At 71.9% G+C, this 26,178-nt stretch carries 24 protein-coding genes and 1 pseudogene; 14 read left to right on the forward strand and 11 right to left on the reverse strand.

What is annotated here, in order from left to right:
• Positions 1-52: 52 nt before the first annotated feature.
• Positions 53-988 carry an NAD(P)/FAD-dependent oxidoreductase gene (locus OHS59_RS37845; RefSeq protein WP_328497834.1) on the reverse strand — a complete coding sequence of 312 codons (936 nt, stop codon included), beginning with the start codon at positions 986-988 and terminating at the stop codon, positions 53-55.
• Positions 989-1,065: 77 nt separating this feature from the next.
• Between OHS59_RS37845 and OHS59_RS37850 the strand changes: the two genes are divergently transcribed.
• The 6 genes from OHS59_RS37850 (at position 1,066) to OHS59_RS37875 (ending at position 6,681) form a co-directional block, all read left to right on the forward strand.
• Positions 1,066-1,719, forward strand: a complete 654-nt coding sequence (locus OHS59_RS37850; protein WP_328497835.1) for a helix-turn-helix domain-containing protein — start codon at positions 1,066-1,068, stop codon at positions 1,717-1,719.
• Positions 1,720-1,923: 204 nt separating this feature from the next.
• Positions 1,924-2,925, forward strand: a complete 1,002-nt coding sequence (locus OHS59_RS37855) for an NADPH:quinone oxidoreductase family protein (protein WP_328497836.1) — start codon at positions 1,924-1,926, stop codon at positions 2,923-2,925.
• Positions 2,922-4,130: an acyl-CoA dehydrogenase family protein gene (locus OHS59_RS37860; protein ID WP_328497837.1), complete on the forward strand. Its 1,209-nt coding sequence runs from the start codon at positions 2,922-2,924 to the stop codon at positions 4,128-4,130. The genes OHS59_RS37855 and OHS59_RS37860 overlap by 4 nt, the downstream gene beginning before the upstream one ends.
• Positions 4,127-5,221: an acyl-CoA dehydrogenase family protein gene (locus OHS59_RS37865; protein WP_328497838.1), complete on the forward strand. Its 1,095-nt coding sequence runs from the start codon at positions 4,127-4,129 to the stop codon at positions 5,219-5,221. The genes OHS59_RS37860 and OHS59_RS37865 overlap by 4 nt, the downstream gene beginning before the upstream one ends.
• Positions 5,222-5,480: 259 nt before the next feature.
• Positions 5,481-6,347, forward strand: coding sequence for a phosphatidylinositol-specific phospholipase C/glycerophosphodiester phosphodiesterase family protein (locus tag OHS59_RS37870; RefSeq protein WP_328497839.1), 867 nt, complete (start codon positions 5,481-5,483; stop codon positions 6,345-6,347).
• A gap of 139 nt (positions 6,348-6,486) precedes the next feature.
• Positions 6,487-6,681 (forward strand): hypothetical protein, encoded by a 195-nt coding sequence (locus tag OHS59_RS37875; protein WP_328497840.1) that lies wholly within the window; start codon positions 6,487-6,489, stop codon positions 6,679-6,681.
• Positions 6,682-6,702: 21 nt separating this feature from the next.
• Here OHS59_RS37875 and OHS59_RS37880 read toward each other — a convergent pair whose 3' ends face one another.
• From OHS59_RS37880 to OHS59_RS37915, 8 genes are all read right to left on the reverse strand, one after another.
• On the reverse strand, positions 6,703-7,947 hold the full coding sequence (locus OHS59_RS37880; RefSeq protein ID WP_328497841.1) for a phosphodiester glycosidase family protein: 1,245 nt from the start codon (positions 7,945-7,947) through the stop codon (positions 6,703-6,705).
• An 82-nt stretch (positions 7,948-8,029) separates the two neighbouring features.
• Entirely contained in the window at positions 8,030-8,395 is a 366-nt protein-coding gene (locus OHS59_RS37885) for a DUF779 domain-containing protein (protein WP_328497842.1), read from the reverse strand.
• A gap of 112 nt (positions 8,396-8,507) precedes the next feature.
• Positions 8,508-9,275, reverse strand: coding sequence for a sulfite exporter TauE/SafE family protein (locus tag OHS59_RS37890; protein ID WP_328497843.1), 768 nt, complete (start codon positions 9,273-9,275; stop codon positions 8,508-8,510).
• On the reverse strand, positions 9,266-10,318 hold the full coding sequence (locus tag OHS59_RS37895) for an ABC transporter ATP-binding protein (RefSeq protein ID WP_443061566.1): 1,053 nt from the start codon (positions 10,316-10,318) through the stop codon (positions 9,266-9,268). Before OHS59_RS37895 ends, OHS59_RS37890 begins: the two co-directional genes overlap by 10 nt.
• On the reverse strand, positions 10,311-11,333 hold the full coding sequence (locus tag OHS59_RS37900; RefSeq protein ID WP_328497844.1) for an ABC transporter ATP-binding protein: 1,023 nt from the start codon (positions 11,331-11,333) through the stop codon (positions 10,311-10,313). Before OHS59_RS37900 ends, OHS59_RS37895 begins: the two co-directional genes overlap by 8 nt.
• Positions 11,330-12,361, reverse strand: coding sequence for an ABC transporter permease (locus OHS59_RS37905; protein WP_328497845.1), 1,032 nt, complete (start codon positions 12,359-12,361; stop codon positions 11,330-11,332). The genes OHS59_RS37900 and OHS59_RS37905 overlap by 4 nt, the downstream gene beginning before the upstream one ends.
• 14 nt (positions 12,362-12,375) lie before the next feature.
• Entirely contained in the window at positions 12,376-13,305 is a 930-nt protein-coding gene (locus OHS59_RS37910) for an ABC transporter permease (protein ID WP_328497846.1), read from the reverse strand.
• Between the two features lies 1 nt (position 13,306).
• Entirely contained in the window at positions 13,307-14,896 is a 1,590-nt protein-coding gene (locus OHS59_RS37915; protein ID WP_328497847.1) for an ABC transporter substrate-binding protein, read from the reverse strand.
• 422 nt (positions 14,897-15,318) lie between these two features.
• On the opposite strand from OHS59_RS37915, the gene OHS59_RS37920 reads away from it, so the two are divergent.
• The 8 genes and pseudogenes from OHS59_RS37920 to OHS59_RS37955 all read left to right on the forward strand — a co-directional run.
• A complete protein-coding gene (locus OHS59_RS37920; protein WP_328497848.1) occupies positions 15,319-16,296 on the forward strand; it encodes a 2-hydroxyacid dehydrogenase in 978 nt (325 codons plus the stop codon).
• 70 nt (positions 16,297-16,366) lie between these two features.
• Positions 16,367-17,641: a glucarate dehydratase family protein gene (locus OHS59_RS37925; RefSeq protein ID WP_328497849.1), complete on the forward strand. Its 1,275-nt coding sequence runs from the start codon at positions 16,367-16,369 to the stop codon at positions 17,639-17,641.
• 16 nt (positions 17,642-17,657) lie between these two features.
• Positions 17,658-18,635: a 2-hydroxyacid dehydrogenase gene (locus OHS59_RS37930; RefSeq protein WP_328499515.1), complete on the forward strand. Its 978-nt coding sequence runs from the start codon at positions 17,658-17,660 to the stop codon at positions 18,633-18,635.
• A 114-nt stretch (positions 18,636-18,749) separates the two neighbouring features.
• A complete protein-coding gene (locus tag OHS59_RS37935) occupies positions 18,750-19,673 on the forward strand; it encodes a 5-dehydro-4-deoxyglucarate dehydratase (RefSeq protein ID WP_328497850.1) in 924 nt (307 codons plus the stop codon).
• A gap of 422 nt (positions 19,674-20,095) precedes the next feature.
• Positions 20,096-20,659, forward strand: coding sequence for an MSMEG_1061 family FMN-dependent PPOX-type flavoprotein (locus OHS59_RS37940; RefSeq protein WP_328497851.1), 564 nt, complete (start codon positions 20,096-20,098; stop codon positions 20,657-20,659).
• Positions 20,660-20,760: 101 nt separating this feature from the next.
• Positions 20,761-21,630, forward strand: a complete 870-nt coding sequence (locus OHS59_RS37945) for an ABC transporter ATP-binding protein (protein ID WP_328497852.1) — start codon at positions 20,761-20,763, stop codon at positions 21,628-21,630.
• Positions 21,627-22,616 (forward strand): iron-siderophore ABC transporter substrate-binding protein, encoded by a 990-nt coding sequence (locus tag OHS59_RS37950; protein WP_328497853.1) that lies wholly within the window; start codon positions 21,627-21,629, stop codon positions 22,614-22,616. The genes OHS59_RS37945 and OHS59_RS37950 overlap by 4 nt, the downstream gene beginning before the upstream one ends.
• A gap of 42 nt (positions 22,617-22,658) precedes the next feature.
• A pseudogene (locus OHS59_RS37955) lies at positions 22,659-24,737 on the forward strand (iron ABC transporter permease); the annotation flags it as partial.
• Positions 24,738-24,968: 231 nt separating this feature from the next.
• On the opposite strand, the gene dpgD reads toward OHS59_RS37955, so the two are convergent.
• On the reverse strand, positions 24,969-25,754 hold the full coding sequence (gene dpgD / locus OHS59_RS37960; RefSeq protein WP_328497854.1) for an enoyl-CoA-hydratase DpgD: 786 nt from the start codon (positions 25,752-25,754) through the stop codon (positions 24,969-24,971).
• Between the two features lie 31 nt (positions 25,755-25,785).
• The gene (locus tag OHS59_RS37965; protein WP_328497855.1) at positions 25,786-26,013 is read right to left on the reverse strand and encodes a hypothetical protein; all 228 of its coding nucleotides are present in this window, start codon (positions 26,011-26,013) and stop codon (positions 25,786-25,788) included.
• Positions 26,014-26,178 lie beyond the last annotated feature (165 nt).

Genomic DNA, 26,178 nt, shown 5'->3' on the forward strand with positions numbered 1-26,178 from the left:
CGTCCGGTCCACACCTGGGCGGACCCGTCCCCACCCAGGAGCGGGCACGTCCCTACACCCGCACGGCCGCGTCGAGGTCCGCGAAGAGCAGCTCGCCGTTGATCGTGGCCCCCGCCCGGTAGCCGCCGCTCGCCGCGTTGACGACCTGCTCGCCGAAACCGATCGCGTTGCCCGCCGCCCAGACGCCGGGCACGCTGGTCAGACCCGTCGCGTCGACCGCGGCGTACGAGCCGAACGGGGTCTCCTGGAGTGCGGCGCCCAGCTGCTCCAGCAGGCCGGTGCGGGGCACCGCCCGGGGCGCCACGAACAGCACCGAGCGCTCGTGCGCCGTGCCGTCCGCCAGCCGGACCGCGGTGAGCCGGTCGTCGACGACGTCAAGACCCGCGACCTCACCGGGCACCACGTCGACCCCGGCCGTGGCGAGCCTGCGCAGATCCTCGTCCGCCAGCTCCTCCTCGGCGACCGTGTGCAGGAACAGGGTCACGTCCTTGGACCACTGGGAGACCATCAGGGCCTGGTGTACGCCCATCGGGGTCGTGGCCAGTACTCCGAAGGCCTGGTCCCGGACCTCCCAGCCGTGGCAGTACGGGCAGTGCAGGACGTCCCGGCCGAAGCGCTCGGCGACCCCCGGTACCGTCGGCAGCTCGTCCGCGAGGCCGGTGGCGACGACCAGTCGGCGCCCGTGCACCGCGCGCCCCCCTTCCAGCGTCACGTCGAACTCCCCGGCCGTGTCCCGGGCCACGTCGACCGCCCGGTCCCGGACGAGCTCGACGCCGTACCGCGCGATCTCCTCCCGGCCCACGGCGAGGAACTCGGCCGGCGACATCCCGTCCCGGGTCAGATAGCCCTGCATGTGTGCGGCGGGCGTGTTGCGCGGCTCGCCCCCGTCGATCACGAGCACACTCCGGCGTGCGCGCCCCAGGACGAGCGCTGCGGACAGTCCTGCCGCACCGCCGCCGACGACGACCACTTCGTACGTATCGGTCATGGTGACCACCTCCACCCAGAAGGTCGCCCCACCGGACCCATATTGACAAATGGCTTTGCCGAAACTGCAATAAGGGCATGAGTGAGCACGAAGGTCACGGAGAGCACGGGCAGCGCGGGGAGCAAGGAGAGCAGGGGGATCGCGACACCGAAGGCGTCCTCGCGGAGGTCGGTCCCCGGCTGCGCCGTGTCCGCAAGGAGCGCGGCGCCACCCTCGCCGGACTGTCCAGCGCCACCGGCATCTCCGTGAGCACCCTCTCCCGCCTGGAGTCCGGTCTGCGCAAACCCAGCCTGGAACTGCTGCTGCCCATCGCCCGGGCCCATCAGGTACCCCTCGACGAACTCGTCGGAGCGCCGCAGGTCGGCGACCCGCGCGTGCGGGCGGCGAAGCCGATCGTCATGCACGGCCGTACGCACTGGCCGCTCACCCGCCAGCCCGGCGGCCTCCAGGCCTACAAGGTGCTGGAGCCGAAGCGGAAGGAGGAGCCGGAGCCCCGCGTCCACGAGGGCTACGAATGGCTGTACGTGCTCTCCGGGCGGCTGCGCCTCGTACTCGGCGACCATGACGTGGTGCTCGGCGCGGGGGAGGCGGCGGAGTTCGACACGCGTGTGCCGCACTGGTTCGGGTCGACGGGGGAGGGGCCGGTGGAGTTCCTGAGCCTCTTCGGGCGGCAGGGGGAGCGCATGCACGTCCGGGCGCGCCCGAAGCGGGGCGGCGGGCAGGGCGGCTGACGTCGGTTGCGCCGTTCCCCGCGCCCCTGGGGAGTTTGGGGGCGCCGTGGGTCTGAAGGGGGGCCCGGCTGGTGTGGACGTGCGCAGTTCCCCGCGCCCCCGGAACCTGCGGCCCTACCTGTTCCCTGTATGGCAAGCGACCGCTTAGTATGCGGTTGACCCCGAGGCGCGAACAGAACAGACACAGTCCCGTGGAGGCCCCGCATGCAGGCATGGCAAGTGCACGAGAACGGCGAGCCCGGCGAGGTGATGCGGCTCGCGGAGGTGGAGCGGCCCGTACCCGGTGACGGCCAGGTCCTGCTCAAGGTGCGCGCGGCGAACATCAACTTCCCGGATGCCCTGATGTGCCGCGGCCAGTACCAGGTCAGGCCGCCGATGCCGTTCACGCCCGGGGTGGAGATCTGCGGCGAGACCGAGGACGGCCGACGGGTGATGGCCAACCCCGCGCTGCCGTACGGCGGCTTCGCCGAGTACGCCGTCGCGGACGCCGCGGCCCTGCTGCCCGCACCCGAGGCGCTGGACGACGCCGAGGCGGCGGCCCTGCACATCGGCTACCAGACCGGCTGGTTCGGCCTGCACCGGCGGGCCCGTCTGGAGGCCGGCGAGACGCTGCTCGTCCACGCTGCCGCGGGAGGGGTCGGCAGCGCGGCGGTGCAGCTCGGCAAGGCCGCGGGGGCGACCGTCATCGGCGTCGTGGGCAGCGCCGGCAAGGCCGCCGTCGCCCGAGAGCTGGGCTGCGACCTCGTCGTGGACCGGCGCGCCGAGGACGTCGTCGCAGCCGTCAAGGCGGCCACCGGGGGCCGGGGCGCCGACGTGATCTACGACCCCGTCGGCGGGGACGCCTACACGCAGTCCGCCAAACTCGTCGCCTTCGAGGGCCGGATCGTGGTCGTCGGCTTCGCGAGCGGCACGATCCCCAGCCCGGGGCTCAACCACGCCCTGGTGAAGAACTACTCGATCCTGGGCCTGCACTGGGGCCTCTACAACACCAAGGACCCGAAGCTGGTCCTGCACTGCCACGAACAGCTCACCGAGCTGGCCGCCCGGGGAGCGATCAAGCCGCTCGTCAGCGAGCGCGTGCCGCTGGCCGGCGCGGCCGACGCCGTCCAGCGGGTCGCCGACGGCGTCACCACGGGCCGCGTCGCCGTGCTGCCCTCCCTCGGAACCGCCCTTGCGGACACCGGCGAGAACGGAGCCGTCGCATGACCGACACCGCGAACACGGGCAGGCCCGTCGACGCCGCCGAACTGCGCCGCCGCACCCAGGAGTTGCTGGCCGCGCACCCGGTCGCCGACACCGGCCGGGCGGACTTCCTCAAGGCCCGCTTCGACGCCGGACTCGCCTGGGTGCACTACCCCGAGGGCCTCGGCGGCCTCGGCGCGCCGCGCTCCCTCCAGGCCGTCGTGGACACCGAGTTGGAGGCCGCGGGCGCCCCCGACAACGACCCGCGGCGCATCGGCATCGGCCTCGGCATGGCCGCCCCCACGATCCTCCGCTACGGCACCGAGGAGCAGAAGCGCGGCTTCCTCCGGCCCCTGTGGGTCGGCGAGGAGGTCTGGTGCCAGCTCTTCAGCGAGCCGGGCGCGGGCTCCGACCTGGCGGCGCTGGGCACACGCGCCGTCAGGGACGGCGACAGCTGGGTGGTCAACGGCCAGAAGGTGTGGACGTCCAGCGCCCACCTCGCCCGCTGGGCCATCCTCATCGCCCGCACCGACCCGGACGCGCCCAAGCACCGCGGCATCACGTACTTCGTCTGCGACATGACCGACCCCGGCGTCGAGGTGCGGCCACTGCGCCAGATCACCGGGGAGGCCGAGTTCAACGAGGTGTTCCTCACCGACGTCCGCATCCCCGACGCACACCGCCTCGGCGAGGTCGGCGACGGTTGGCGGGTCGCGCAGACCACCCTCATGAACGAGCGGGTCTCCATCGGCGGCATGCGCATCCCCCGCGAGGGCGGGATGATCGGCCCCGTCTCGAAGACCTGGCGCGAGCGCCCCGACCTGCGCACCCACGACCTGCACCAGCGCCTGCTGAAGCTGTGGGTCGAGGCCGAGGTCGCGCGGCTCACCGGTGAACGCCTGCGCCAGCAGATGGTCGCGGGACAACCGGGCCCCGAGGGCTCCGGCATGAAACTCGCGTTCGCCCGCCTCAACCAGGAGATCAGCGGCCTGGAGGTCGAACTCCTCGGCGAGGAAGGCCTGTTGTACGAGGACTGGACGATGCGCCGCCCCGAGATGGTCGACTTCACCGGCCGGGACGCCGGCTACCGCTATCTCCGCTCCAAGGGCAACAGCATCGAGGGCGGGACCAGCGAGGTCCTGCTGAACATCGTCGCCGAACGCGTGCTGGGACTGCCCTCCGAGCCGCGCACCGACAAGGACGTCGCCTGGAAGGACCTCGCCCGATGACCACGCAGAGCGCACAGCCCGACCTGCTGTACTCGGAGGAGGAAGAGGCGCTGCGCGCCGCCGTCCGTGACCTGCTCGCCGACCACTGCGACGCGGCCGGCGTGATCGCCCGCACGGAGTCGGACGCGCCGCACGACCGCGAGGCGTGGAAGGCGCTCGCCGAGGGCATGGGCCTCGCGGGCCTGCTGGTGCCCGAGGTGCTCGGCGGCCAGGGTGCCACGCACCGCGAAGCCGCCGTCGTCCTGGAGGAGCTGGGCCGCTCGGTCGCTCCCGTCCCCTATCTGACGAGCGCGGTCGTCGCCACCGAGGCACTGCTCGCGTGCGACGCCGACGACCTCCTCTCCGAGCTGGCGTCCGGACGCCGTATCGCCGCCCTCGCCGTCGCGCTGAACATCGCTCCGGGCGCCGCCCACAAGGCCGTACGGATCGAAGACGGCCTGCTGCACGGCGAGTTGACCGGCATCGCGGACGCCGCTGTCGCCGATGTGCTGCTCGTGCCCGCCGAGGACGGTGGCCTGTACGCGGTCGAAGCGGACGCCGTGACCATCACCGCGCAGGTGTCCCTGGACCTGACCCGGCCGGTCGCGAAGGTCGTCCTCGACGGGGCGTCCGCCCGCCGCGTCGGCGACGCCGAACCCGCCGTACGCCGCGCCCTGCGGGCCGGAGCCGGGCTCCTCGCCTCCGAGCAACTCGGCCTCGCCGATTGGTCGTTGACGGAGACGGTGCGCTATCTGAAGGAGCGCAAGCAGTTCAACCGCCCGGTCGGCGGCTTCCAGGCGCTGAAGCACCGGCTCGCCCAGCTGTGGCTGGAGACCGTCCACGCGCGCGCCGCGGCACGCAACGCGGCCGACGCCCTGGCCACCGGGAGCCCGGACGCGGACGTGGCGGTGGCCCTCGCCCAGGCGTACGCGGCGCCCGTCGCCGTCCACGCCGCCGAGGAGGCCCTCCAGTTGCACGCCGGCATCGGCATGACCTGGGAGCATCCGGTGCACCTCCACCTGAAGAGGGCCAAGGCCGACTCGATCGCGTACGGCACGGCGGGCAGCCACCGGGAGGCACTGGCCGCACTGGTGGACCTCCAGGCTCCCTGACCCCTCACACCCGGCTCGCCGCTCGCCGGCTCACGACTCACCGGCACGCAGCGCACGAAGGCCCGCTTCTGCCCCCTGGGGGACGGGAGCGGGCCTTTTCGCGTGTACGTGGCCCGATGAAGTGAACGCACAGCGGCAGTCCGGCCAACTCCCCGCACGGCTCTGCTCCTTGGGCATGTCCACGCCTCATACTCTCCCCAGTCCCGACTTCGCCGGCCGGGGCGCCACGGCGCCGTACGGCACTCCCAGGGAGGCAGACATGGCCCTCACCACCCGTCGCAGAGCCCTCACCACCCTCGCCGCCGGACTGGCGGGCAGCATCGCCCTGCCCGCGTACGCACAGGCGGGCGAGGACAGGCACCGTCCGCGCCCCCTGTGGCGTGCCCACGCCCACAACGACTATCTCCATCCCCGGCCCCTCCTCGACGCGCTCGACCACCGCTTCGGCAGCGTCGAGGCCGACATCTACCTCGTCGACGGTCAACTCCTCGTCGCCCACGACCCGGTGGAACTCGACCCGGCCCGCACCCTCGAATCCCTCTACCTGAACCCCCTCGCCGCCCGGGTGAAGGCCAACCGCGGCTCGGTGTACCGGGGATACCGCAAGCCGCTCCAGCTGCTGATCGACATCAAGACCGAGGGATCGTCGACGTACCTCGAACTGGACCGCCGACTGCGCCGCTACCGGCACCTGTTCACCACGTACGCCCATGGCCGTGTCCTGCCCGGCGCGGTGACGGCCGTGGTCTCCGGCGACCGTGCGGCCAGGGTGCCCATGGAGGCCCAGACCGTGCGGCGCGCCTTCTACGACGGCCGGCTCCTCGACCTGCTGGCCCCCGTCCCGGCCCCGGCCTCCTTCATCCCGCTGATCAGCGACAACTGGACGCTCAACTTCACCTGGCAGGGCGTCGGCGCGTTCCCCGAGGCCGAGCGGCAGAAGCTGCGGGGGATCATCCTGGCCGCGCACTCCCGTGGACAGAAGGTCCGCTTCTGGGCCACCCCTGACCTGGCGGGCCCCGCCCGTGACGCGGTCTGGAGCGAACTCCTCGCCGCGGACGCCGACTACCTCAACACCGACGACCTCGCGGGCCTGGAGGCCTTCCTGGACGCCGACCGGCGGGCGTAGCGCGGCGGCGGGACCGGCCCGGTGCCGTCACACGCAGTCAACACACGTTCGGCGGACACGTCAGCCGCACGGACGAACCCCCCACTACGCCACACTTGCGGCCGAAAGCCGCGGTGTGGCGTGGCGGAGGAGGTTGACGGTGGCTGTTTCCATCTCTGTGGTGCTACTGCTCGTGATTCTGACGGTGGTCTTCCTGCGCAACGGCGCGCTGAAGCTCTCGCACGCGGTGGTCTGCGTCCTGCTCGGCTTCTATCTGGCGAGCACCAGCATGGCGCCGACCATCCACAACGGGGTCACGGCGACCACCGACATCGTCAGCAGCCTCAGGCCCTGACAGCCTCAGGTCCGAAGAGTCTCAGGCTCTGGAGAACACGCCGATCCCGTTGGGCACCGGGCGTTCGGCCCCGCCGCTGGGGTGGTTGCGTACGGTGGCGGTGGTCGACCCGGGTTCCCGGGCGGCCAGCGTGGTGGACCCGCCGCCGTCCAGGCTGAACGCGTCCACCGCACCCAACTGCTCCATGGCGTCGGCGACTTCCGCGATGGTGAGACCACTGCGGAACTCCGGCGCCCCGTCGAGCGCCAGCAGCAGCAGCCGGTTGCCGCCGTCGGAGATGCCCGCCGCGGTCCGTACCGCCGCCGTCACGGTGTCGAGCCCCGCGAGCGGCTGCCCGCCCCGCAGGACCGGATACCCACCGATCGCGAAGCGGTACGGGGTTTTCGACGCGGCCGCCACCAGCCGGTGCCGGACCACGACCCGCTCGCCCACGGACAGCTTCCGCAGTTGCTGGGCCCCTGCCTCCCGGCCGACCAGAAGTGTGGTGTCCGAAGCGATGGTTCCGCTGCCGGGGGTGTCGGCCGATGACACGACGCGGCCGTCCTGGACCGTCACCTCGTAGGTGTCCGTGCTGCAGGGCGCGGCCCGGTCGGTGTCCGTCCCGCAGGTGGCCCGCACCCGGGAGACCTGACCCCAGTCCGAGGTGAACGCTCCGACGGAGTTCACGGGCAGCGCGTACTGGTTGAGGCCGCCGAGCGGAAGCCTGGCCCCGGTGGTCTGCACCGAGCCGTCGAGGGCCAGGCTGTCGAGCCGGGCCCGGTGGTCCGTGCCCACGCCGAGGACGTCCTCGGTGCTCGTGCCGGGCGGCAGGGCCGGGCCGAAGCGCTGGCCGTTCGGGACGGCCGCCTTGAAGGTGTGACCGCCCGCGACGGCCGGGCCGACGGACGCGCCGGTCGCCTCGACGCCCGGGTGCTGGGTCTCGGTGATGTTGAAGAAGTCCCCGTTGACGCCCGCCACGGCACCCTGGGCGTCGGTCAGCCGGGAGACCGTCGCCCGGGCCGCCACCACGCCCGGGTGGAGCAGGTCGACGCTCACCTTGGGGTTGCCGAGGTCGACGCTGAGTACGTGTGCGTGCGCCACACCCTTGGCGGCCGGGATGTCGAACTCCGTGTAGCGAACGCCGGGCGCGATCCGGCTGAAGACCGGCGCGCCGCCGGTCGGCACACCACTGGCCGGTGCTGCCCCGACGAGGGCGGCACCGGCCAGCGCGCTCCATGCGGCGAAGACCGTCAGTGCGGTTCTGAGTCGTCCGGTGCGTAGTGTCACGGTGCCCCTGCTCTCTCCGCTGTCTCCTCAAATGGCCCAGGACACGGGGGAGTTCACCACAGAGTGGGTGCCTTGACGATGACTACGTGCCGACGAGGCGTGAACGCGTCAGGAAACGTACCCCTTCGGGTGCCTCCAGGGAGAAGCCGCTGCCTCTGCCCGGTACGACGTCCACGATCAGTCTGGTGTGGCTCCACACCTCGTGTTGGCTCCGGGACATCCAGAACGTGACCGGCTCCTCGACCCCCTCGACGGCCAGCGAGGCGAGCAGGACGTCGGAGTCGCCTGTCCTGAACTCGCCCTCCGGGTAGCACATGGGCGCGCTGCCGTCGCAGCAGCCGCCGGACTGATGGAACATCAGCGGGCCGTGGGCGGCTCTCAGTTTGCGCAGCAGCTCGGCTGCGGCGGGTGTCAGCTCGACGGTGGGGGCGGGGTCGGTTCTGGTCACCGGGCATCACTCCTCACGGGACTCTACCGAGGGGGGCGGGTGGGCGTACAGAAGTTCGTCCGCGGCCCGGTGGGAACTGCGCGGCCCGCCCCCATCGGGCCGCGGACGAGCCTCAAACAGCCTGTTGCACCACCAGAACCGTCGCCCCGGCGACAGCCACCGCCATCGCCGCGGCCCGCGTACGCCGTACGTTCAGGTGACGGCCGAGCGGCCGGGCGAGCAGCACGCCGACCAGCGCCGCGGGCGCGAGCAGCGCGGTGCGCCGCAGGGAGTGCGCACCGACCGCGCCGGCCACCGTCAGCGCGCCCAGGCTCATCAGCGAGCCGACGAGGAAGAACGCGCTCATCGTGGCGCGCAACCGCGCTCCGCTCAGCCGCTGCCACACCATGGCCATGGGCGGGCCGCCGATGGACGTCGCGGTGCCCATCAGTCCCGACGCCATGCCCGCCAGCAGCACCGACGAACGCCGTTCCCGGGGCACGTAGCCGGCGATGCTCAGCACGACTCCGGCGAGCACCACCGCGGCGATGAACAGGGTGAGAAACCGGGCGGGCAGCAGTGCCACGAGCAACGCGCCCGCCAGCACCCCCGGCACCCGTCCGACCAGCGCCCAGCCGCAGCCGCGCAGGTCCGCCCCGTGCCGTTCGCGCACCACGACCGTCGCCGTCACCCCGGTGGCGAGCAGGAGGACCACCGTCGGGGCCAGGGACGGGTCGACGAGGGCGAAGACCGGCGCCGCGATCATGCCGAGGCCGAAGCCGATGGAGACCTGCAGCAGCGCGCCGATGCCGACCGTGAGGGAGAGCAGGGCGAACTCCGCCCCGCTCATGCCCACCCCGCTCAGGCCCACCCCACTGAGGCCGACCCCGCTCAGGCCCACGCGGACTCTGCCTCCAGCGGGAAGTGGCACAGCGCCGAGTGGGAGGCCGCCGCCCCCTGCGTCTCCCGTACGAACAGCGGTGGTTCCTCGGTGGCGCACAGGTCCTCGGCATGCGGGCACCGGGTGCGGAAGCGGCAGCCGGACGGGATGTCGAAGGGGGAGGGGATCTCGCCCTTCAGCTGGATCTCCCGGTCGCCGGTGGCGCCGGAGGCGTCCAGGACCGGCGCGGCCGACATCAGGGCCGAGGTGTACGGGTGCTGAGGGCGCTCGAAGACGTCCTCGGTGGCGCCGTGTTCGATGACCTTGCCCAGGTACATCACGGTCACCCGGTCGGCGATGTACCGCACCACGGACAGGTCGTGGGAGATGAACACGTAGGCGACGCCGAGGCGTTCCCGCAGCTCCGACAGGACGTTCAGGACCTGGGCCTGGACCGACAGGTCCAGGGCGGACACCGGCTCGTCGCAGACGATGAGATCGGGGTCCAGGGCCAGCGCACGGGCGATGCCGATGCGCTGGCGCTGTCCGCCGGAGAACTCGTCGGGGTAGCGGTGGGCGTCGCTGTCGCGCAGCCCGACCAGGGAGAGGAGTTCGCGGACGCGCTTCTCCCGGGCCTTCGCGTCCGGTACGACGTCCCGGTGGGTGCGCCAGGGCTCGCCGATCAGGTCGGCGGCCGACATCCGGGCGTTGAGCGAGGCGAAGGGGTCCTGGAAGACCATCTGGACGCGGCGGCGCCAGGCCAGCAGGTCCTTGCCGCGCAGGGCGAAGGGGTCGGTGCCGTCGAACCGTACGGTGCCCGCGTCGGGGCGTTCCAGGCCGAGCAGCACCCGGGCGAGGGTGGACTTCCCGCAGCCCGACTCGCCGACGAGCCCCAGGGTCTCGCCCCGGCCGAGCTGGATGTCCACCCCGTCCAGGGCGGTCAGCCGGCGGCGGCCGTGGCCGAAGGTCTTGGTGACGCCCCGGACCTCCAGCAGGGGCGGGGACCCCTCCGGTCCGTCGGGGCGGTGTCCTTCGACGGCGGTGGTGGCGCTGCTCTCAGACACGGGCGAGCTCCTCGGAGAAATGGCAGGCGGCCGAGCGTCCGTCGCCCGACGCGCGCAGGGTCGGCCGTTCCTGGACGCAGCGCTCGCGCACCAGCGGGCAGCGGTCCTGGAAGACGCATCCGCTCGGCACCGCGCTCAGTTCGGGCGGGCTGCCGGGCACGGCGGGCAGCGGGCGTCCGCGCACGGCGTGTTCAGGAACCGAGTCGAGCAGCCCCCGGGTGTAGGGGTGGCGGGGGGCGGCGAAGACATCGCGCACCGGCCCGTTCTCGACGACGGTGCCCGCGTACATGACGACCACGTCGTCCGCCCGCTGGGCGACCACGGCCAGGTCGTGGGTGATCAGGACGAGGGCCATGTCCCGCTCGTCCTGGAGGTCCCGCAGCAGCCGCATGATCTGCGCCTGCACGGTCACGTCGAGGGCGGTGGTGGGTTCGTCGGCGATGAGCACGTCGGGGTCGAGGGCGACGGCCATCGCGATCAGCAGCCGCTGCCGCATGCCGCCGGAGAACTGGTGCGGGTAGGAGCGGGCCCGCTGCCGCGGCTCGGGGATGCCCACCCGGGTCATCAGCTCGATCGCCTTCTCGTGCGCCTGGCGCCGGGAGAGCCCGCGGTGGATGCGGAACGGCTCACCGATCTGCCGGCCCACCGGCTGTACCGGGTTGAGGGCGGTCAGCGCGTCCTGGAAGACGATGGACAGCACGGGCCCGGCGAGTTTCCGGCGCTCCGCCGGGCTCATCCGCAGGGTGTCGCTGCCCCTGACCCGGACGGCACCGCCGGTCACCTCGGCCGCGGGGTCCAGCAGCCCCACGACCGACAGCGCGGTCATCGACTTGCCGCAGCCCGACTCGCCGAGGAGGGCGAGGGTCCGGCCCCGACGGACGCTGAAACTGACGCCGTCGACGGCGCGTACCCGCCCTGCGGGTGTACTCAGGTCGACGCACAGCCCCTCGACGTCGAGGGCGGGGCTGTCGGAGGTGTCGGCGGTGGGCGGTGAGGGCACGGCGGTGGTCGTCACGGGATCAGCTCCGGAGGTACGGCGGCGGAGGCACCGCGGCGCTTGGTGGGCAGCGTCAGTCGCCAGCGCTGGGCGGGGTCGGTGGCCATGCGGACCCAGGCGGCGAGCACCGTGGCGGACACCGTCGTGAGCACGATGGCGAGCCCCGGGAGCACGGTGATCCACCAGGCGGTCTGGAGGTACTGCCGGCCCTGGGCGACCATCAGGCCCCAGCTGACGTCCGGCGGCTGGATGCCGATGCCCAGGAAGCTGAGGGAGGACTCGGTGAGCATGACGAAGCAGAAGTCGAGGGTGGCGACGGTCAGCAGCGTCGGCAGGGCGATCGGCAGAATGTGCCGGACGATGATGTGCCGGCCGGGGGTGCCGAAGGTGCGGGCAGCGTCGACGAACAGGCGGCTGCGCAGTTCGGCGGCCTCCGCCCGCGCGGTGCGCAGATAGACCGGTATGCGGGCCACGGCGAGGATCAGCACGATGTTCAGCGCGCTCGGCGAGAACACGTACAGCACGACCACCGCGATCAGCAGTGAGGGGAAGCTGAGGATCACGTCGGCGACGCGCATGGCGAGGCTCTCGCGGCGGCCCCCGTGGTAGCCGGCCCACAGGCCGAGCGCCGAGCCGATCAGCAGCGAGCACAGCACGGCCGGGACGGCCACGGACAGGGTCGTCGCGGCGGCGTCGACCAGCCGGGCCAGCACGCTGCGTCCGAGGACGTCGGTGCCGAGCAGCCCGTACACCCCCTCGCCCAGGGACGGTGGCCGCAGGGAGGAGTCCAGGTCCTGCTGCTCGGCGCGGTCGCCGATGACGAGCGGGCCGACGAGCGCCACGAGGGCGACCAGGGCGAGGACGACGGCCGCGACGGCCGCCGCGCGGTCGCGGCCCAGCATCCGCCACCAGCTCGCCCGGTCGGGCGCGGATCTCCTGTCGGCCGCGGCGTCGGCAGCGCTGGTGGCCGCGGGGTCGGCGGCGGCGGTCTTGTCCGCCGTGGTGCCCACGGCGGTGTCCGCGGTGGTGGGTCCTTCTTGGGGCATCGTGCTTCCTTCGCTCACGCCGGCACCGCCAGTCGCACACGGGGATCGGTCAGCGCGTGACAGACGTCGACCAGGATGTTGAGCGCGAAGATCGTCACCGCGGTCAGGAGCACGGCCGCCTGGAGGACCGCGAAGTCGCGCTGGAGGATGGAGTCGATCATGAGTTTTCCGATGCCGGGCCAGCCGAAGATCGTCTCGACGATCACCGCGCCGTTGACCAGGCCCACCGTCAGGTCGCCCGCCACGGTCAGGACCGGCGTCACCGCGTTGCGCAGGGCGTGGCCGAAGATCACCCGCTGGGGCGTGGCGCCCTTGCTGCGGGCGATCTTGATGTAGGGCGCGGAGAGCGCGCCGACCATGCTGCCGCGCACCACCTGGACCAGCACTCCGAAGGGGCGGATCAGCAGGGTGGCGATGGGCAGGACCCAGATCTCGGGTCCGCCGAGGGTGCCGGAGGTCGGCAGCCACCCGAGGCTCACCCCGAAGACGAGCACGCCCATGATGGCGAACCAGAAGTCGGGAATGCTGGCGGCCGTCATCGACAGCAGGCTGGCGATGCGGTCCATCAGGGAGTTGGGGCGGTAGGCGGCCAGGCTGCCGACCAGTACCGCCCCGGTGATCGCGAGCAGCATGGTCACGCCGGCGAGCTGCAGAGTGACCGGGAAGGCGTCGAGCACCATCTCGGTCGCCGACTGCCCGGTGCGCAGCGAGGTGCCGAAGTCCAGGTGCGCGGCGTCGACGAGGTAGTTCCACAGCTGGGCGGGGATCGACAGGTCGAAGCCCTGGGCGGCGGAGAACTCCGCGCGCTGCTCGGCGGTGGCGCTCAGGGGGAGGTAGAGGTCGACCGGGTTGCCGGTCATGCGGGCCAGGAAGAAGACGCCCAGCACGACACAGAACAGGGGGATGGCGCTGGACAGTACGCGTTTGCGCAGGAAGGGGAACATGTCAGTCCTTCGCCCCCTCGGCGGGGCCGACCTCGGCCAGCCGCATTTCGTCGCCGGTGGCGGAGTTCGGTTCGTACCGGATGGACGGTGACAGGCCGAGCAGCCCGGTCATGTGGGCGATGTGGGTGTACTGGACGACGTTGTTGTTCTGGTCGGCGAGCAGTTCGGCGAAGGCCTTCTGGCGCTTCTCGCCGGACAGCAGGCCCGCGTCGGCGATGCGCCGGTCGAGGTCCTTGGTGCCGAACGTGGACTGCGGGCCGTCGCTGAGCAGGTACTGACTGGCGGTGAAGGCCGCGTCACCGGCCTGGTTGCCGTGCATGATCAGCAGGGCGATCGGCCCGACGTTCTTCGGTAGCGGCCTCAGTTGGTACTGGAGCTGGGTGGCGGTGTCGGCCATGCGCACCCGGACGCTCAGCCCGATCTCCTTCATCTGGTACTGCAGGGCCTCCGCGGTCTCCGACACCCCGGAGAACATGCCGTTGCGGGCGACCAGGGTGATGGTGCGGCCGGTGGGTACGCCGTCGGCCTTCGCCTCCTTCACCAGGGCCCGGGCCTCGGCCACGTTCTGCCGGGTCGGCTTGATCGCGTCACTGTGTCCGACCACTCCTGGCGGGACGAGCTGGCCCGCCGGTTCGGCCAGTCCGCCGAGCAGCGCGTCGATGATGCCCTGGCGGTCCACGGCCAGGTCGATCGCCCGGCGCACCCGCAGGTCGTCGATCGGCGCCTCGCGGCCGTCCAGCCGCAGCGCGGTCGTCTCGTTGTTGGGGTAGGCGACGGTCGTGTCCTTCTCCGCCTCCATCGAGTCGAGGGCGACGGCGATCTCCGCCTCGTCCTTGTCGATCATGGCGGCCCGGACACTGGCGTCGCTGCGCCAGACGTAGCGGGCCCGTGGGAAGGCGGGAGCCCTGCCCCAGTAGTCGTCGTTGCGGCTGAGGGAGATCGCGGTGCCGGCCTGCCACGAGCGCACGGCGTAGGGCCCGGTGCCGATCGGGACGCGCACCTTGGCCTTGGTGCTCGTGGTGCGCGGCACGATCTCCACGAAGCTCAGGCGCAGCGGAAGGATGGGGTCGGGCTCCGCGGTGGTGACGGTCAGCCGGTTGTCCCCGGACGTCTTCACTTCGAGGTCGTCGTCGCCGAAGACATAGCCCTCGACGTTGCAGGCGAGGTCGGAGTTGACCGCCCGGTCGATCGAGAAGGCGGCGTCCTCGGCCGTGAACGGCTCACCGTTCTGGAAGGTCACCCCGCTGCGGGTGTCGAAGGTCCAGGTGCGGGGCCCGGTCTGTTTCCAGCCGGTCGCGAGCAGGGGGCGCAGGTCGCCGGAGTCGGGATCACGTTCGACGAGCGGCTCGGTGATGTTGGACCGGACGACGACGCCGGTGCTGGTCAGTGAGGCTTCACAGGGTTCCAGCGTCGGTGGTTCCTGGGTGAGCACCACGCGCAGGGTGCGGCCGTCGGCCTGGCCGGCGTCGCCACCGGCGCTGTTGGCCACGGCACAGCCACTGGACACCAGCACCGTGCCCGCCAGCAGCAGGGCGGTCGTCGGGCGGGACCGCCGTCGTCCGGGCGGAAGGGAGGAAACGGGGGACTTCATCGTCGGCGTATCTCCGGGGGAGTGCTGATGTGTCACGTTCCGAGTTCGGGCCGACCTCCTGAGCTGTTTACACTTACGTACTCGGTCCGCATCTGTGAACGCCGAAGCTAAACCGGCTCCGTGGCAGCGTCAAGGGATGGGCGTCGACGGATCTTCTCGGACCCGTCGCCACCGGGGCGCCGCGGCGGCGTCGCCGTGACCGCCTGTCGCCGCGCGATCACCATCCGGTCCGGCCCATCCGATCCGGTCCGGCCGCCGGTGAGTGCGGGCCGGCTGTCGCACGTCACCCGACCTCCAGAGCCCGACCTCCAGCACCCGACCCCCCAGCGCCCGACCTGCGGCGCCCGACCTCCAGTGCCCAGTCCCCAGCGCCCACCACCGAATCTTCAGCAGTGGATTTTCAGACTGACGGGAGTACCACCATGTCCCACTCCGCCACCCCCGCCCCCAGTAGCCCGGCCGCCCCGGGCACCCTCCTCCAGGTGTCCCCGCTGCTCCCCGCCCTGGAGGAGGCGCTGGACGAGCGTTACCGCACCGTACGCCTGCATGAACTGCCCGACCCCGCGGCCTACCTGCGCGAAGAGGCGGGCGACGTGGTGGCGGCGGTCACCAGCGCGCGGTTCGGCGTCGCCAACTCCCTGATGGACGCGCTGCCCCGGCTCGGCGCGATCGTCCACTTCGGCGTCGGCTACGAGACCACGGACGTGGCCCACGCGCGGGCGCGTGGCATCGACGTCAGCAACACCCCCGACGTGCTCACCGACTGCGTGGCCGACCTCGCCGTCGGCGGTCTGATCGACGTCATGCGCGAACTGTCGGCCGCCGACCGGTACGTCCGGGCCGGCCGGTGGACCGCGGCGCCCTACCCGCTGACCACCAGGGTGAGCGGCAAGCGGGTGGGCATCCTCGGCCTCGGCCGGATCGGCCGGGCCGTCGCTCGACGCCTCGAAGGCTTCGGCACGGACATCGCGTACTGCTCACGGGTCCCGGTGCCCGACGTCCCCTACCGCCACCTGTCCACCGCGCGGGAGCTGGCCGCCGAGTGCGACGCGGTCGTCGTCACGGTCGCGGGCGGGGCGGGCACCCGGGGGCTGGTCTCGGCCGAGGTGCTCGACGCGCTCGGCCCCCGGGGCTTCCTCGTCAACGTCGCGCGCGGGAGCGTCGTCGACGAACCGGCCCTGGTCGCGGCGGTACGGGAGGGGCGGATCGCCGGTGCCGCCCTCGACGTCTTCGCCGACGAACCGAACGTGCCGCAGGCGCTGCTGGAATCGGACCGGGTCCTCCTGCTGCCCCACGTCGCCAGCGGGACGCACGAGACCCGGCAGGCGATGGGTGACCTGGTCCTGGGCAACGTCCGGCGGTTCATGACGGAGGGGGTCCTGCTCACCCCCGTTCCGTAGCCGGCCATTGACAGCCGCAAGGGTCGCTGTCTACAAATGAGAACGCGGACTACATATGAGGACGGCATTCATGACAGGGAACGCAGCACGCATCGCCGACGTCACCGTGACCCCCGTGGCCTTCAAGGACTACCCACTGCTCAACACGGTCGGGGTGCACGAGCCCTACGCGCTGCGCACGATCGTCGAGATGACCACGGAGTCCGGGGTCACCGGCATCGGTGAGACCTACGGCGGCACGGTCCACCTGGAACGGCTGCGCCGCGCCGCCGAGGGACTGATCGGCCTGGACGTCTGGAACCTCAACGACCTCGTCGCCCGCACCACACGCACCCTGGGCGAGGACACCTCCGGCGGCGACGGCATGTCAGGGATGGTCACCGGCAGCAGCGCCGTGGACCGGGTCATGTCACCGTTCGACGTCGCCTGCCTGGACATCCAGGGCAAGCTGATCGGCCGGCCGGTCAGCGACCTGCTGGGCGGAGCCGTCCGCCCCTCGGTCCCCTACAGCGCCTACCTCTTCTACAAGTGGGCCGCGCATCCCGGGCAGGAGGACGACGACTGGGGCGCCGCCCTCGACCCGGCGGGCCTCGTCGACCAGGCCCGCCGCATGATCGACACGTACGGCTTCTCCTCCATCAAACTCAAGGGCGGTGTCTTCCCGCCCGACGAGGAGATCGCGGCGGTCAGGGCCCTGCGCGAGGCCTTCCCCGACCTGCCGCTGCGCCTCGACCCCAACGCCGCCTGGAGTACGGAGGCCTCGCTGTACGTCGCCCGCGAACTGGACGGAGCCCTGCAGTACCTGGAGGACCCGACCGAGGGCCTCGACGGCATGGCGGCCGTGGCCGCGGGGACCCCGACACCCCTGGCGACCAACATGTGTGTCGTCTCCTTCGACGACCTCGCCCCGGCCGTGGCCCGTGGCTCCGTCGGCATCGTCCTGTCCGACCACCACTTCTGGGGCGGTCTGCGGCGCGGCCTCCAGCTCTCCGCGATCTGCGACACCTTCGGCCTCGGCCTGTCGATGCACTCCAACTCCCACCTCGGCATCAGCCTCGCCGCGATGACCCATCTGGCGGCGGCCACCCCGCGCCTCACCTACGCCTGCGACACGCACACGCCGTGGAAGCAGCCCGACGAGGACGTCGTCGACACCGAGGTGCTGCGCTTCAGCGAGGGCCGCGTCACCGTCCCGACGGCTCCCGGCCTCGGTGTGGAACTGGACCGGGACGCGCTCGCCCGGCTCCACAAGCAGTACCTCGACTGCGGACTGCGCGACCGCGACGACACCGGCTACATGCGCCGCGTCGACCCCTCCTTCTCGACCAAGACCCCCCGGTGGTGACCCGCACGTGCACATCATGCTCAACCACCGCATCCTGAGCCGCTTCCATGAACCCCTCAAAGCCCGTGCGGAGGGCCGGCACACGTGGCTGGAGTCGTTCGACTGGAGCGCCGCACGGATCTCCGAAGCCATCACCGACGTCGAGGTGTTCGTCGGTTCACACCTGCCCGCCGAGGACGCCCGGCGCGCCGAACGGCTCCGGCTCGTCCACGTAGTCGGCGCCGGATACGACGGCATCCCGCTGGACGCGCTCGGCCCGGAAGTGTCCGTCACGACCACGCACCACCACGGCCGTTCCATCGCCGAGCACGTCCTGATGTCCGTCATGATGCTGTCCCGCGACGTCCTGGGCGCCGACCGCGCACTGCGGGCCGGACAGTGGCGCAACGTGGCCGTCGACCCGGAACTGCCGTTCGGGACGACGCTGGAAGGCCGCCGGGTCGGCATCATCGGTTTCGGCGAGACCGGCACCGAGGTCGCCCGCCTCTGCCAGGCGGTCGGCATGCGGGTGCGTGCCGTGCGGCGCGACCCTGCCGCGCCCGTCCCCGACGACCTGCGGACCGACTGGATCGGCGGCAACGACCGGCTGCCCGAGCTGCTGGCCGAGTCCGACGTCGTGGTGGTCACGGTTCCTCTCGGCCCAGCCACCCGCGGTCTGATCGGCCCCGCCGAACTGGCGGCCATGGGACCGGGAAGCCTGCTGGTCAACGTGGCCCGCGGGCCGGTCGTCCAGGAGGAGGCCCTGTACGAGGCGCTCGACTCCGGGGCCATCGCCGGTGCCGCGCTGGACGTGTGGTGGTCGGGCCCACCGCAGGCGCCGAGCCGGCTGCCGTTCCACCGCCTGCCCAACGTGCTGATGACCCCGCACCACTCGGGCCACACCACCGACACCTTCGCCGCCCGCGCGACGGAGATCGCCGACAACATCAACCGCCTGGAACAGGGACGACCGCTCGTCAACGTCGTGCGCGCGGCCACCTCCACAGCCCCCTGAAGCCCTCTGGCCCGGCACCCACCCACCCCCACCGGCCGCGCAGCCCCTCTACTTCGCAGCCCTCTACCTTGCAGCCCTTCGCCTTTCCGCCTCTCTGCCTCTCTGCCTCAGGAGTTGAAGACCCCCATGCTCGATGGCGTCCTCTTTTTCCCCGTCACGCCCTTCACCGATATCGGCGAGGTCGACCTGACCGTCCTGCACCAGCACGTGGCGGAGGGGACCGACGCCGGTCCCGGCGGTGTGTTCGTCGCCTGCGGCACCGGTGAGTTCCACGCCCTGGACGTCGAGGAGTTCACCGCGGTCGTACGCACCGCCGTCGACGCGGTGGCCGGTCGCGTCCCGGTGTACGCCGGGGCCGGAGGCGCGCTCGGGCTGGCCAGGCGCTTCGCCCGGGCCGCCGCCGAGGCCGGCGCGGACGGCCTGCTGCTCATGCCGCCCTACCTGGTCGACTCGCCCGCCGAGGGCCTGGTCTCGTACGTCCGCGCGGTCGCCCAGGAGACCTCCCTGCCGGTGATCGTCTACAACCGGGGGAACGCGCGCTTCGACGAGCGCATGGCTGCGGAAGTGGCCCAACTGCCCACGGTGACAGGCTTCAAGGACGGCACCGGCGACCTCGACATGGTGGCTCGCATCATTCCCGCTGTACGTGAGTCGCTGAGCGCGTCCGGCAAGGAGTTCCAGTTCTTCAACGGCATGCCCACCGCCGAGGCGAGCCAACTGGCCTACCGCGCCCTGGGCGTGAAGCTGTACTCCTCGGCCGCGTTCGCCTTCGCCCCCGACATCTCCCTCGCCTTCCACCGGGCGGTGGAGGAGGACGACATCCGACGGGTCGACGCGCTGCAGCAGGCCTTCTTCCACCCCTTGGTCAGGCTGCGCAAGCGGGTCCCCGGATACGCGGTGGCCCTGGTGAAGGCGGGGGTGACGCTGGAGGGGAACAAGGCGGGTCCGGTCCGCCCGCCGCTGGTGTCCCTCGGCGCGGGCGAGGTCGAGGAACTGGCGGCCATCATCGCCGAGGGGCGCGCCGTACTCGCCTCCTGATCCGCAAGACGCAAGACGCAAGACGCAAGACGCAAGACGCAAGACGCAAGACGCAAGACGCAAGCTGCACGCCGCAGCCGTCGGCGTGCGGCCTGCGGCCGTCGGTTCGGGAAGCGGTGCCTCCCGAACCGACGGTTCCCAGGGACGCGGCCGATCGCGGCCACTCGCCCGACGGCGCCGTCAGGGGGACGCCGAGAGCCAACCGGCGTGCCGTACCCATCATCTGGGCGCCCTACTACACCTGCCACAAGTGCACCTGCCACAAGACCATGCGCGGCCTCCTCGACGCGTACACCGCCGACGGAGGTGACCGGCCGGCGTCAGGCGCCCTCACAGCCGGATCGTTAGGTAAGGCATGCCTAATAGCAGATAATGTTCTACGTACAACCACTCGCCGGACGTACGTATGTTTGGAGTCGGCCTTGCCGCACACGATCGACACCGCCGGAAAAGGGCCGGACACCGTGACCGAGGAGGGCTGGGTCGAGCTGGGGTCGGGCGCCGAACTGCGCGAGCTGATGGGCGAGCCGTGGCCCGTCGTGATCGAGAAGGTGCACGACCGGCTCGCCGACCAGGACCGGGACATCATCGCCCGCTCCCCGTTCTGTCTGCTGGCCACCTCCGACTCGCGCGGCAACTGCGACGTCTCCCCGCGCGGGGACACCCCGGGGTTCACGCACGTCATCGACTCCGGCACGCTCGCGCTGCCCGACCGGCCGGGGAACCGGCGGGGCGACAGTTTCCACAACATCCTCGACAACCCGCACGCCGGCCTGCTGTACCTGATCCCCGGCAGCAAAGAGGTCCTGCGGGTCAACGGCAGAGCCCGCATCCTCACCGACGCCCCGTTCTTCGACGCCATGACGCTGAAGGGCCAGCGCCCCACGCTGGCCCTGGTCCTGGAGATCGAAGAGATATACCTGCACTGCCCGGCGTCGCTGCGGCGCTCGGGAGTGTGGAATCCGGAGTCGTGGCAGACCGGATGAGCCGGTTCGCCGCACCGGGTGAACCGGCGGGCAGGACCGGACGGGCCGGTATGTGGACGCCCCCTGTCAAGGCGAATTTAGGTTAGGCTAACCTTCGTCGGGTGAGATCTGGTGAAGAAACAGCCGACACGCCGCGTCTGCGCGGTCATGCACTGTCGGCCACGAGCGTGACCGTGTCGTACGACGGCGTCGACGTCGTGCACGACGCGGCGGTCGCACTCCGCCCCGGAGACGTGACCGTCCTGGTCGGCCCCAACGGCAGCGGCAAGTCGACGCTCCTGCGGACGATCGCCCGTCTGCAGCGCGCCCGCCACGCCGCGCTCAGGATCGACGCCGACACCGACGGACTCGCCCTGAGCGCCCGTGAGTTCTCGCGGCACGTCGCCCTGTTGACACAGGGCCGTCCCACGCCCAGCGGACTGACCGTGCGGGACGTCGTCGAGTTCGGCCGCTACCCCTACCGGGGCCGCTTCGGCCGGCCCGACCCGGACGCGTCGGCCGCCATCGACCGCGCACTCGCGTTGACAGGTGTCACGGACCTCGCCGAGCGGGGCGCCGACCACCTGTCCGGCGGGCAGTTGCAGCGGGTGTGGCTCGCCAGTTGCCTCGCCCAGGAGACCGGCGTGCTGCTGCTGGACGAACCGACGACCTATCTCGACCTGCGCTACCAGATCGAACTCCTCGACCTCATCCGCGACCTGGCGGACGACCACGGCATCGCCGTCGGAGTCGTGCTGCACGACCTCGACCAGGCGGCGGCCATCGCCGACCGGATCACCCTGCTCGAAAAGGGCCGGATCGTCGCCGACGGCCTGCCCGAGGACGTCCTCACACCGGAACGCCTCACCGCCGTCTACGGCATCCGGATCGACGTCGACACAGACCCCCTCACCGGCCGGCTGCGCACCCGCCCGATCGGCCGACACCACACCCGGCACACTCGAACCGAAAGGCTCGGCACCACCTCATGAGACGCCTCCTGCTCACCGCGGCCGCCACCACCGCCGCGGCGCTCACCCTTGCCGCGTGCGGCACCACCGAGCCTGCCGCCGACAAAACCGACAAGGCCGACAAGGGCTCTGCGGCCATCACCCTCACCGACGGCGGCGGCAAGAAGCTCAAGCTCGACGGCCCGGCCACCAAGGTCGTCGCCACCGAGTGGAACGAGGTCGAGAGTCTCATCACGCTCGGCGTCGACCCGGTCGGCGTCGCCGACGTCAAGGGCTACAACACCTGGGACTCCGCCGTCCCGCTGAAGAACGAGCCGAAGGACATCGGCACCCGCGGCGAGCCCAGCATGGACACCGTCGCCGCCCTCGCGCCCGACCTCATCCTGGCCTCCTCGGACCTGGCACCCGCGGCCGTGAAGCAGCTGCGCAAGGTCGCCCCGGTGCTGGAGATCAAGTCCGCCGACGGTTCCGACCAGATCGGGCAGATGCTGGAGAACCTCGACCTCATAGCCAAGGCCACCGGCACCACCGACCAGGCCAAGACCGCCCGCGCCGACTTCGAGGCCAAGATCACCGAGGGCAAGAAGGCCCTCGCCGACGCCGACCTCGCCGGCACGCAGATCGCCTTCGCCGACGGTTACGTCACCTCCAACCAGGTCACCCTGCGCCCGTACACCAGCGGGTCCCTCATCGGCTCCGTCAACGAGCGCCTCGGCCTGAAGAACGCGTGGAAGGTCAAGGGCGACGCGGCCTACGGCCTCGGGTCCACGGACGTCGAAGGCCTCACGGACCTGCCGAAGGACACCCAGTTCGCGTACATCGGCAACGACGACGACAAGTCCGCCACTCCCTTCACCGGCGTGCTCGCGAAGAACGCCGTGTGGAAGTCCCTGCCGTTCGTGAAGGCCGGTGACGTGCACCGACTGGACGACGGCATCTGGATGTTCGGCGGTCCCGGTTCGATGTCGGCGTACATCGACGCTCTCGTCGCCGCGCTGACCAAGTAGAAGAAGCAGAAACAGAGAAGCAGGCGAAGCAGAAGCAACGGAGCCATGGCCGTCACCGCAACCTCCCCCGTCCACCGCCCGTCGACGGCCACGTCCTGGGCGGGCGGGGCCGCGGTGACGGCCGCGCTCCTCCTCCTGGTCGCGGTCCTCGCGGTCGTCGACATCGCGCAGGGCACCGCCGACGTCGGACCGGGCGAGGTGTTCAAGGCCCTGACCGGGCAGGCCGACGCGGCCGACGCGGCCGACGCGTCCGTCGTGATCGCCTCCCGGCTGCCGCGGATGGCCGCCGGCATCATGGTCGGCGTCATCCTCGGCGTGGCGGGTGCCGTGCTTCAGGCCGTCAGCCGCAACGTGCTCGCCTCACCCGACACGCTCGCGGTGAACGCCGGTTCGTACCTGGCGCTCGGCCTGGCCGGCGCCACCGGCATCTCGCTCCCGCTGCTCGCGTCCTCCGGAATCGCCTTCGTCGGCGGACTCCTGGCCGCGGCCGTCGTACTCGCCCTGTCCGGCCTCGGCACGGGCACCGTACGACTGGTCCTCGCCGGCACCGCGCTCGCACTGGGCCTCAACTCCGTGACGGAGGGCCTGCTCCTGCTGTTCCCCGAGCAGACCGAGGGCCTCTACCAGTGGAACCAGGGCAGCATCAGCCAGAACGGCTTCGACGGCGTCCTCCAGATGCTGCCCATCGCCCTGGTCGGGATCGTCGGGCTGCTGCTGACCGCCCGCCGCGTCGACGCCCTCGCCCTCGGTGACGACGCGGCGCGCGGCCTCGGCGTCCCGGTCCGCGCCACCCGCGTCACGGTGGTCGTCCTGGCGTCGCTGCTGTCCGCGGCGGCCGTCACACTCGCCGGGCCCATCGGCTTCGTCGGCCTGTGCGCACCGGCCCTGGTGCGCCCGCTCGCCCGCCGACTCCGGGGCTTCGCCCGCGCCCGTACGACCCTGCCCGTCGCGGGACTCGTCGGCGCGGCGCTGGTCCTCGGGTCGGACGTGCTGCTGCGGGCCCTCGTCCCCTCGGACCGCGCGGTGGCCGTGCCCACCGGCGTCGTCACCAGCCTGGTCGGCGCCGTGTTCCTGGTGGTGATGGCCCTGCGGCTGCGGGACACGTCCGGAGCCGAGGCCCCGGACCGGATACGTACCCCCAGCCGGACGGCGTTCCTGGTGACGCTGGTCGGCCTCGTCGCCGTGGTCGTCGGTGTCGCGATCGCCGGCGCCCTGCTGGGCGACAGCAAACTCCTGCTCGGGGACATCGCGAACTGGGCGCAGGGCCGGGCCGGCCGGGGCGTGTCCTTCGTCCTCGAAACCCGCGTGCCCCGTGTGCTCGCGGCCCTGTGCGCGGGCGCGGCGCTCGCCCTGGCCGGCACGCTGGTGCAGGCCGTGACCCGCAACCCGCTCGCGGAACCCGGCGTCCTGGGCGTGTCGGGCGGCGCCGCGCTGGGCGCCGTCCTCCTCGTCACCACCGTGCCCGCCGCCAGTACGTGGGGCGTCGCGGGTGCCGCGTTCGCGGGCGCCGCGGTGACCTCCGTCGTCGTCTTCGGGCTCGCCGCCCGGGGCGGCTACCAGCAGAACCGCCTGGTCCTCGTCGGCATCGGCGTCGCCGCCGGTACCGCGGCGCTGATCAGCCTGCTCATCGTGCTCACCGACCCGTTCAACGCCACGAAGGCGCTGACCTGGCTCTCCGGTTCGACCTACGGCCGGACCATGCCGGACGTGCTGCCCGTCGCACTCGTACTGGTGCTGGGCCTCGTCGTCGCGGTCGCCCGGCGCACCGAACTGGACCTCGTCTCCCTGGACGAGGACACCCCGCGGCTCCTCGGCCTGCGGCTGTCCCGGGCCAGGCTCGGCTTCCTGGTGCTGAGCGTCCTGCTCAGCGCGACCGCCGTCGCCTCGGCAGGCACCATCGGTTTCGTGGGCCTGGTCGCACCGCACGCGGCCCGTGCCCTCGTGGGCCGGCGGCACGTACGGGTGGTGCCGGTGGCCGTCCTCATGGGCGCCGCGCTCGTCTGCACGGCCGACCTCCTCGGCCGTACGGTCATCGCCCCCGCCCAGCTGGGCGCAGGCCTGATGACAGCGGTCATCGGCACGCCGTACTTCCTGTATCTGCTGGTACGGAGCCGGCGCTAGGCCCTGCGGAAGCCTCGGGCCGGTCGGCGCTCAGCCGTCCAGCGACGCCACGCAGGGCGACAGCTCGGCCGGATTCATGACTCACATGTCTCGGCGACCTGCCGGTAGGGGTGGTCGAACGCCTCCCGCGGGGCGTAGGCGGCCCGCTGCACCGGGTCCGGCTTTCTCCAGGAGGTCCCAGGGGTGCGCGTGCAGCACGCGGGGCCTGAGGAGCGGGTACCGGTGCGTGGTTCAGCGGGCCTGCCACTGGGGCTCGCGCTTCTCGGCGAAGGCGCGCGGGCCCTCGACCGCGTCACTGCTGTGCATCCGGCGTTCCTCCCACGGGTACCGGGCGGTGAACGCCGACTCCAGTGGCAGAGCGGCCGACTTGGTGGCCGCCTCCTTGACGGCGCGGACCGCCAGGGGCGCGCAGCGCACGATGTCCGCCACCCAGGTCTCGGTGGCGTCGTCGAGGTCCCCGGACGCTGCGACCTCGTTGACGAGGCCGAGCTCGTAGGCACGCTGCGCGGTCATCGGCCGCCCTGTCAGCAGATGCCCCATCGCCGTCTTCCACGGCAGCTGCCGACTCAGCCGGAACACTCCGCCGGCCCCCGCGACGAGCCCGAGCCTGGCTTCCGGAAGGGCGAAGGTCGCGTCGTGGGAGGCGACGACGACATCGCAGGCCAGGGCGAGTTCGAACCCGCCGCCCAGGGCGTACCCGCGCACCTTGGCCACGACCGGTTTGGCCAGATCGAACCGCTCGGTGAGCCGCGGCCAGCCGGGCTTTCCCCGACTGCCGAACGTGGAGGGAGCGGCCTGCCCCTCCGCCTCCCGGCGCGCCAGCTCCTTCAGATCCTGTCCGACGGAGAACGCGCGGGAGCCGGCGCCGGAGAGAACGGCGACCCACAGGTCGTCGTCGCCCTCGAAGTCGTCCCAGATCTCCGCGAGTTCCTCGTGCATCCGCAGATCCATCGCGTTGAGGACCTCGGGCCTGTCGAGCGTTATCCGGGCGACGTGGGCGCTCTTCTCGTAGCGCACTCTTGAACGCTGGGGCATGCGGGGCCTTTGCCTAGGACGAGGTCGGGCTGCCCGGTGCCGACGGCGGGCTCGGGCTGTCCGACGGGCTGGGGCTGCTCGGTGACGGGCTCGGACTGTCGGACGGGCTGTCCCCCGGAGGGGCTTGTTCCTTGTCGTTGTGCCCACAGGCGGCCAGCGTGGCCACGAGGCTCGCCGTTCCCAACCCGGTGACGAAGGTGCGGCGGGACATCGCTCCCGGAATGCCGGACGTCTTGGCCATGCGTCACTTCCTGTCGCCTCGTCTCGGACCGGCCGGCGAGGCACCGCCGACCGGAGCGTGAGAATACGCTTCCGCTCACCGTATGGATCAGGAGCGCCGGGTGCGCAATCTCCCGGCGGCAGACACCTCGCGCACGACACGATCGAGACAGGCACGGCAGGGGCG

Source organism: Streptomyces sp. NBC_00414, assembly GCF_036038375.1.
Classification (GTDB): Bacteria; Actinomycetota; Actinomycetes; order Streptomycetales; family Streptomycetaceae; genus Streptomyces.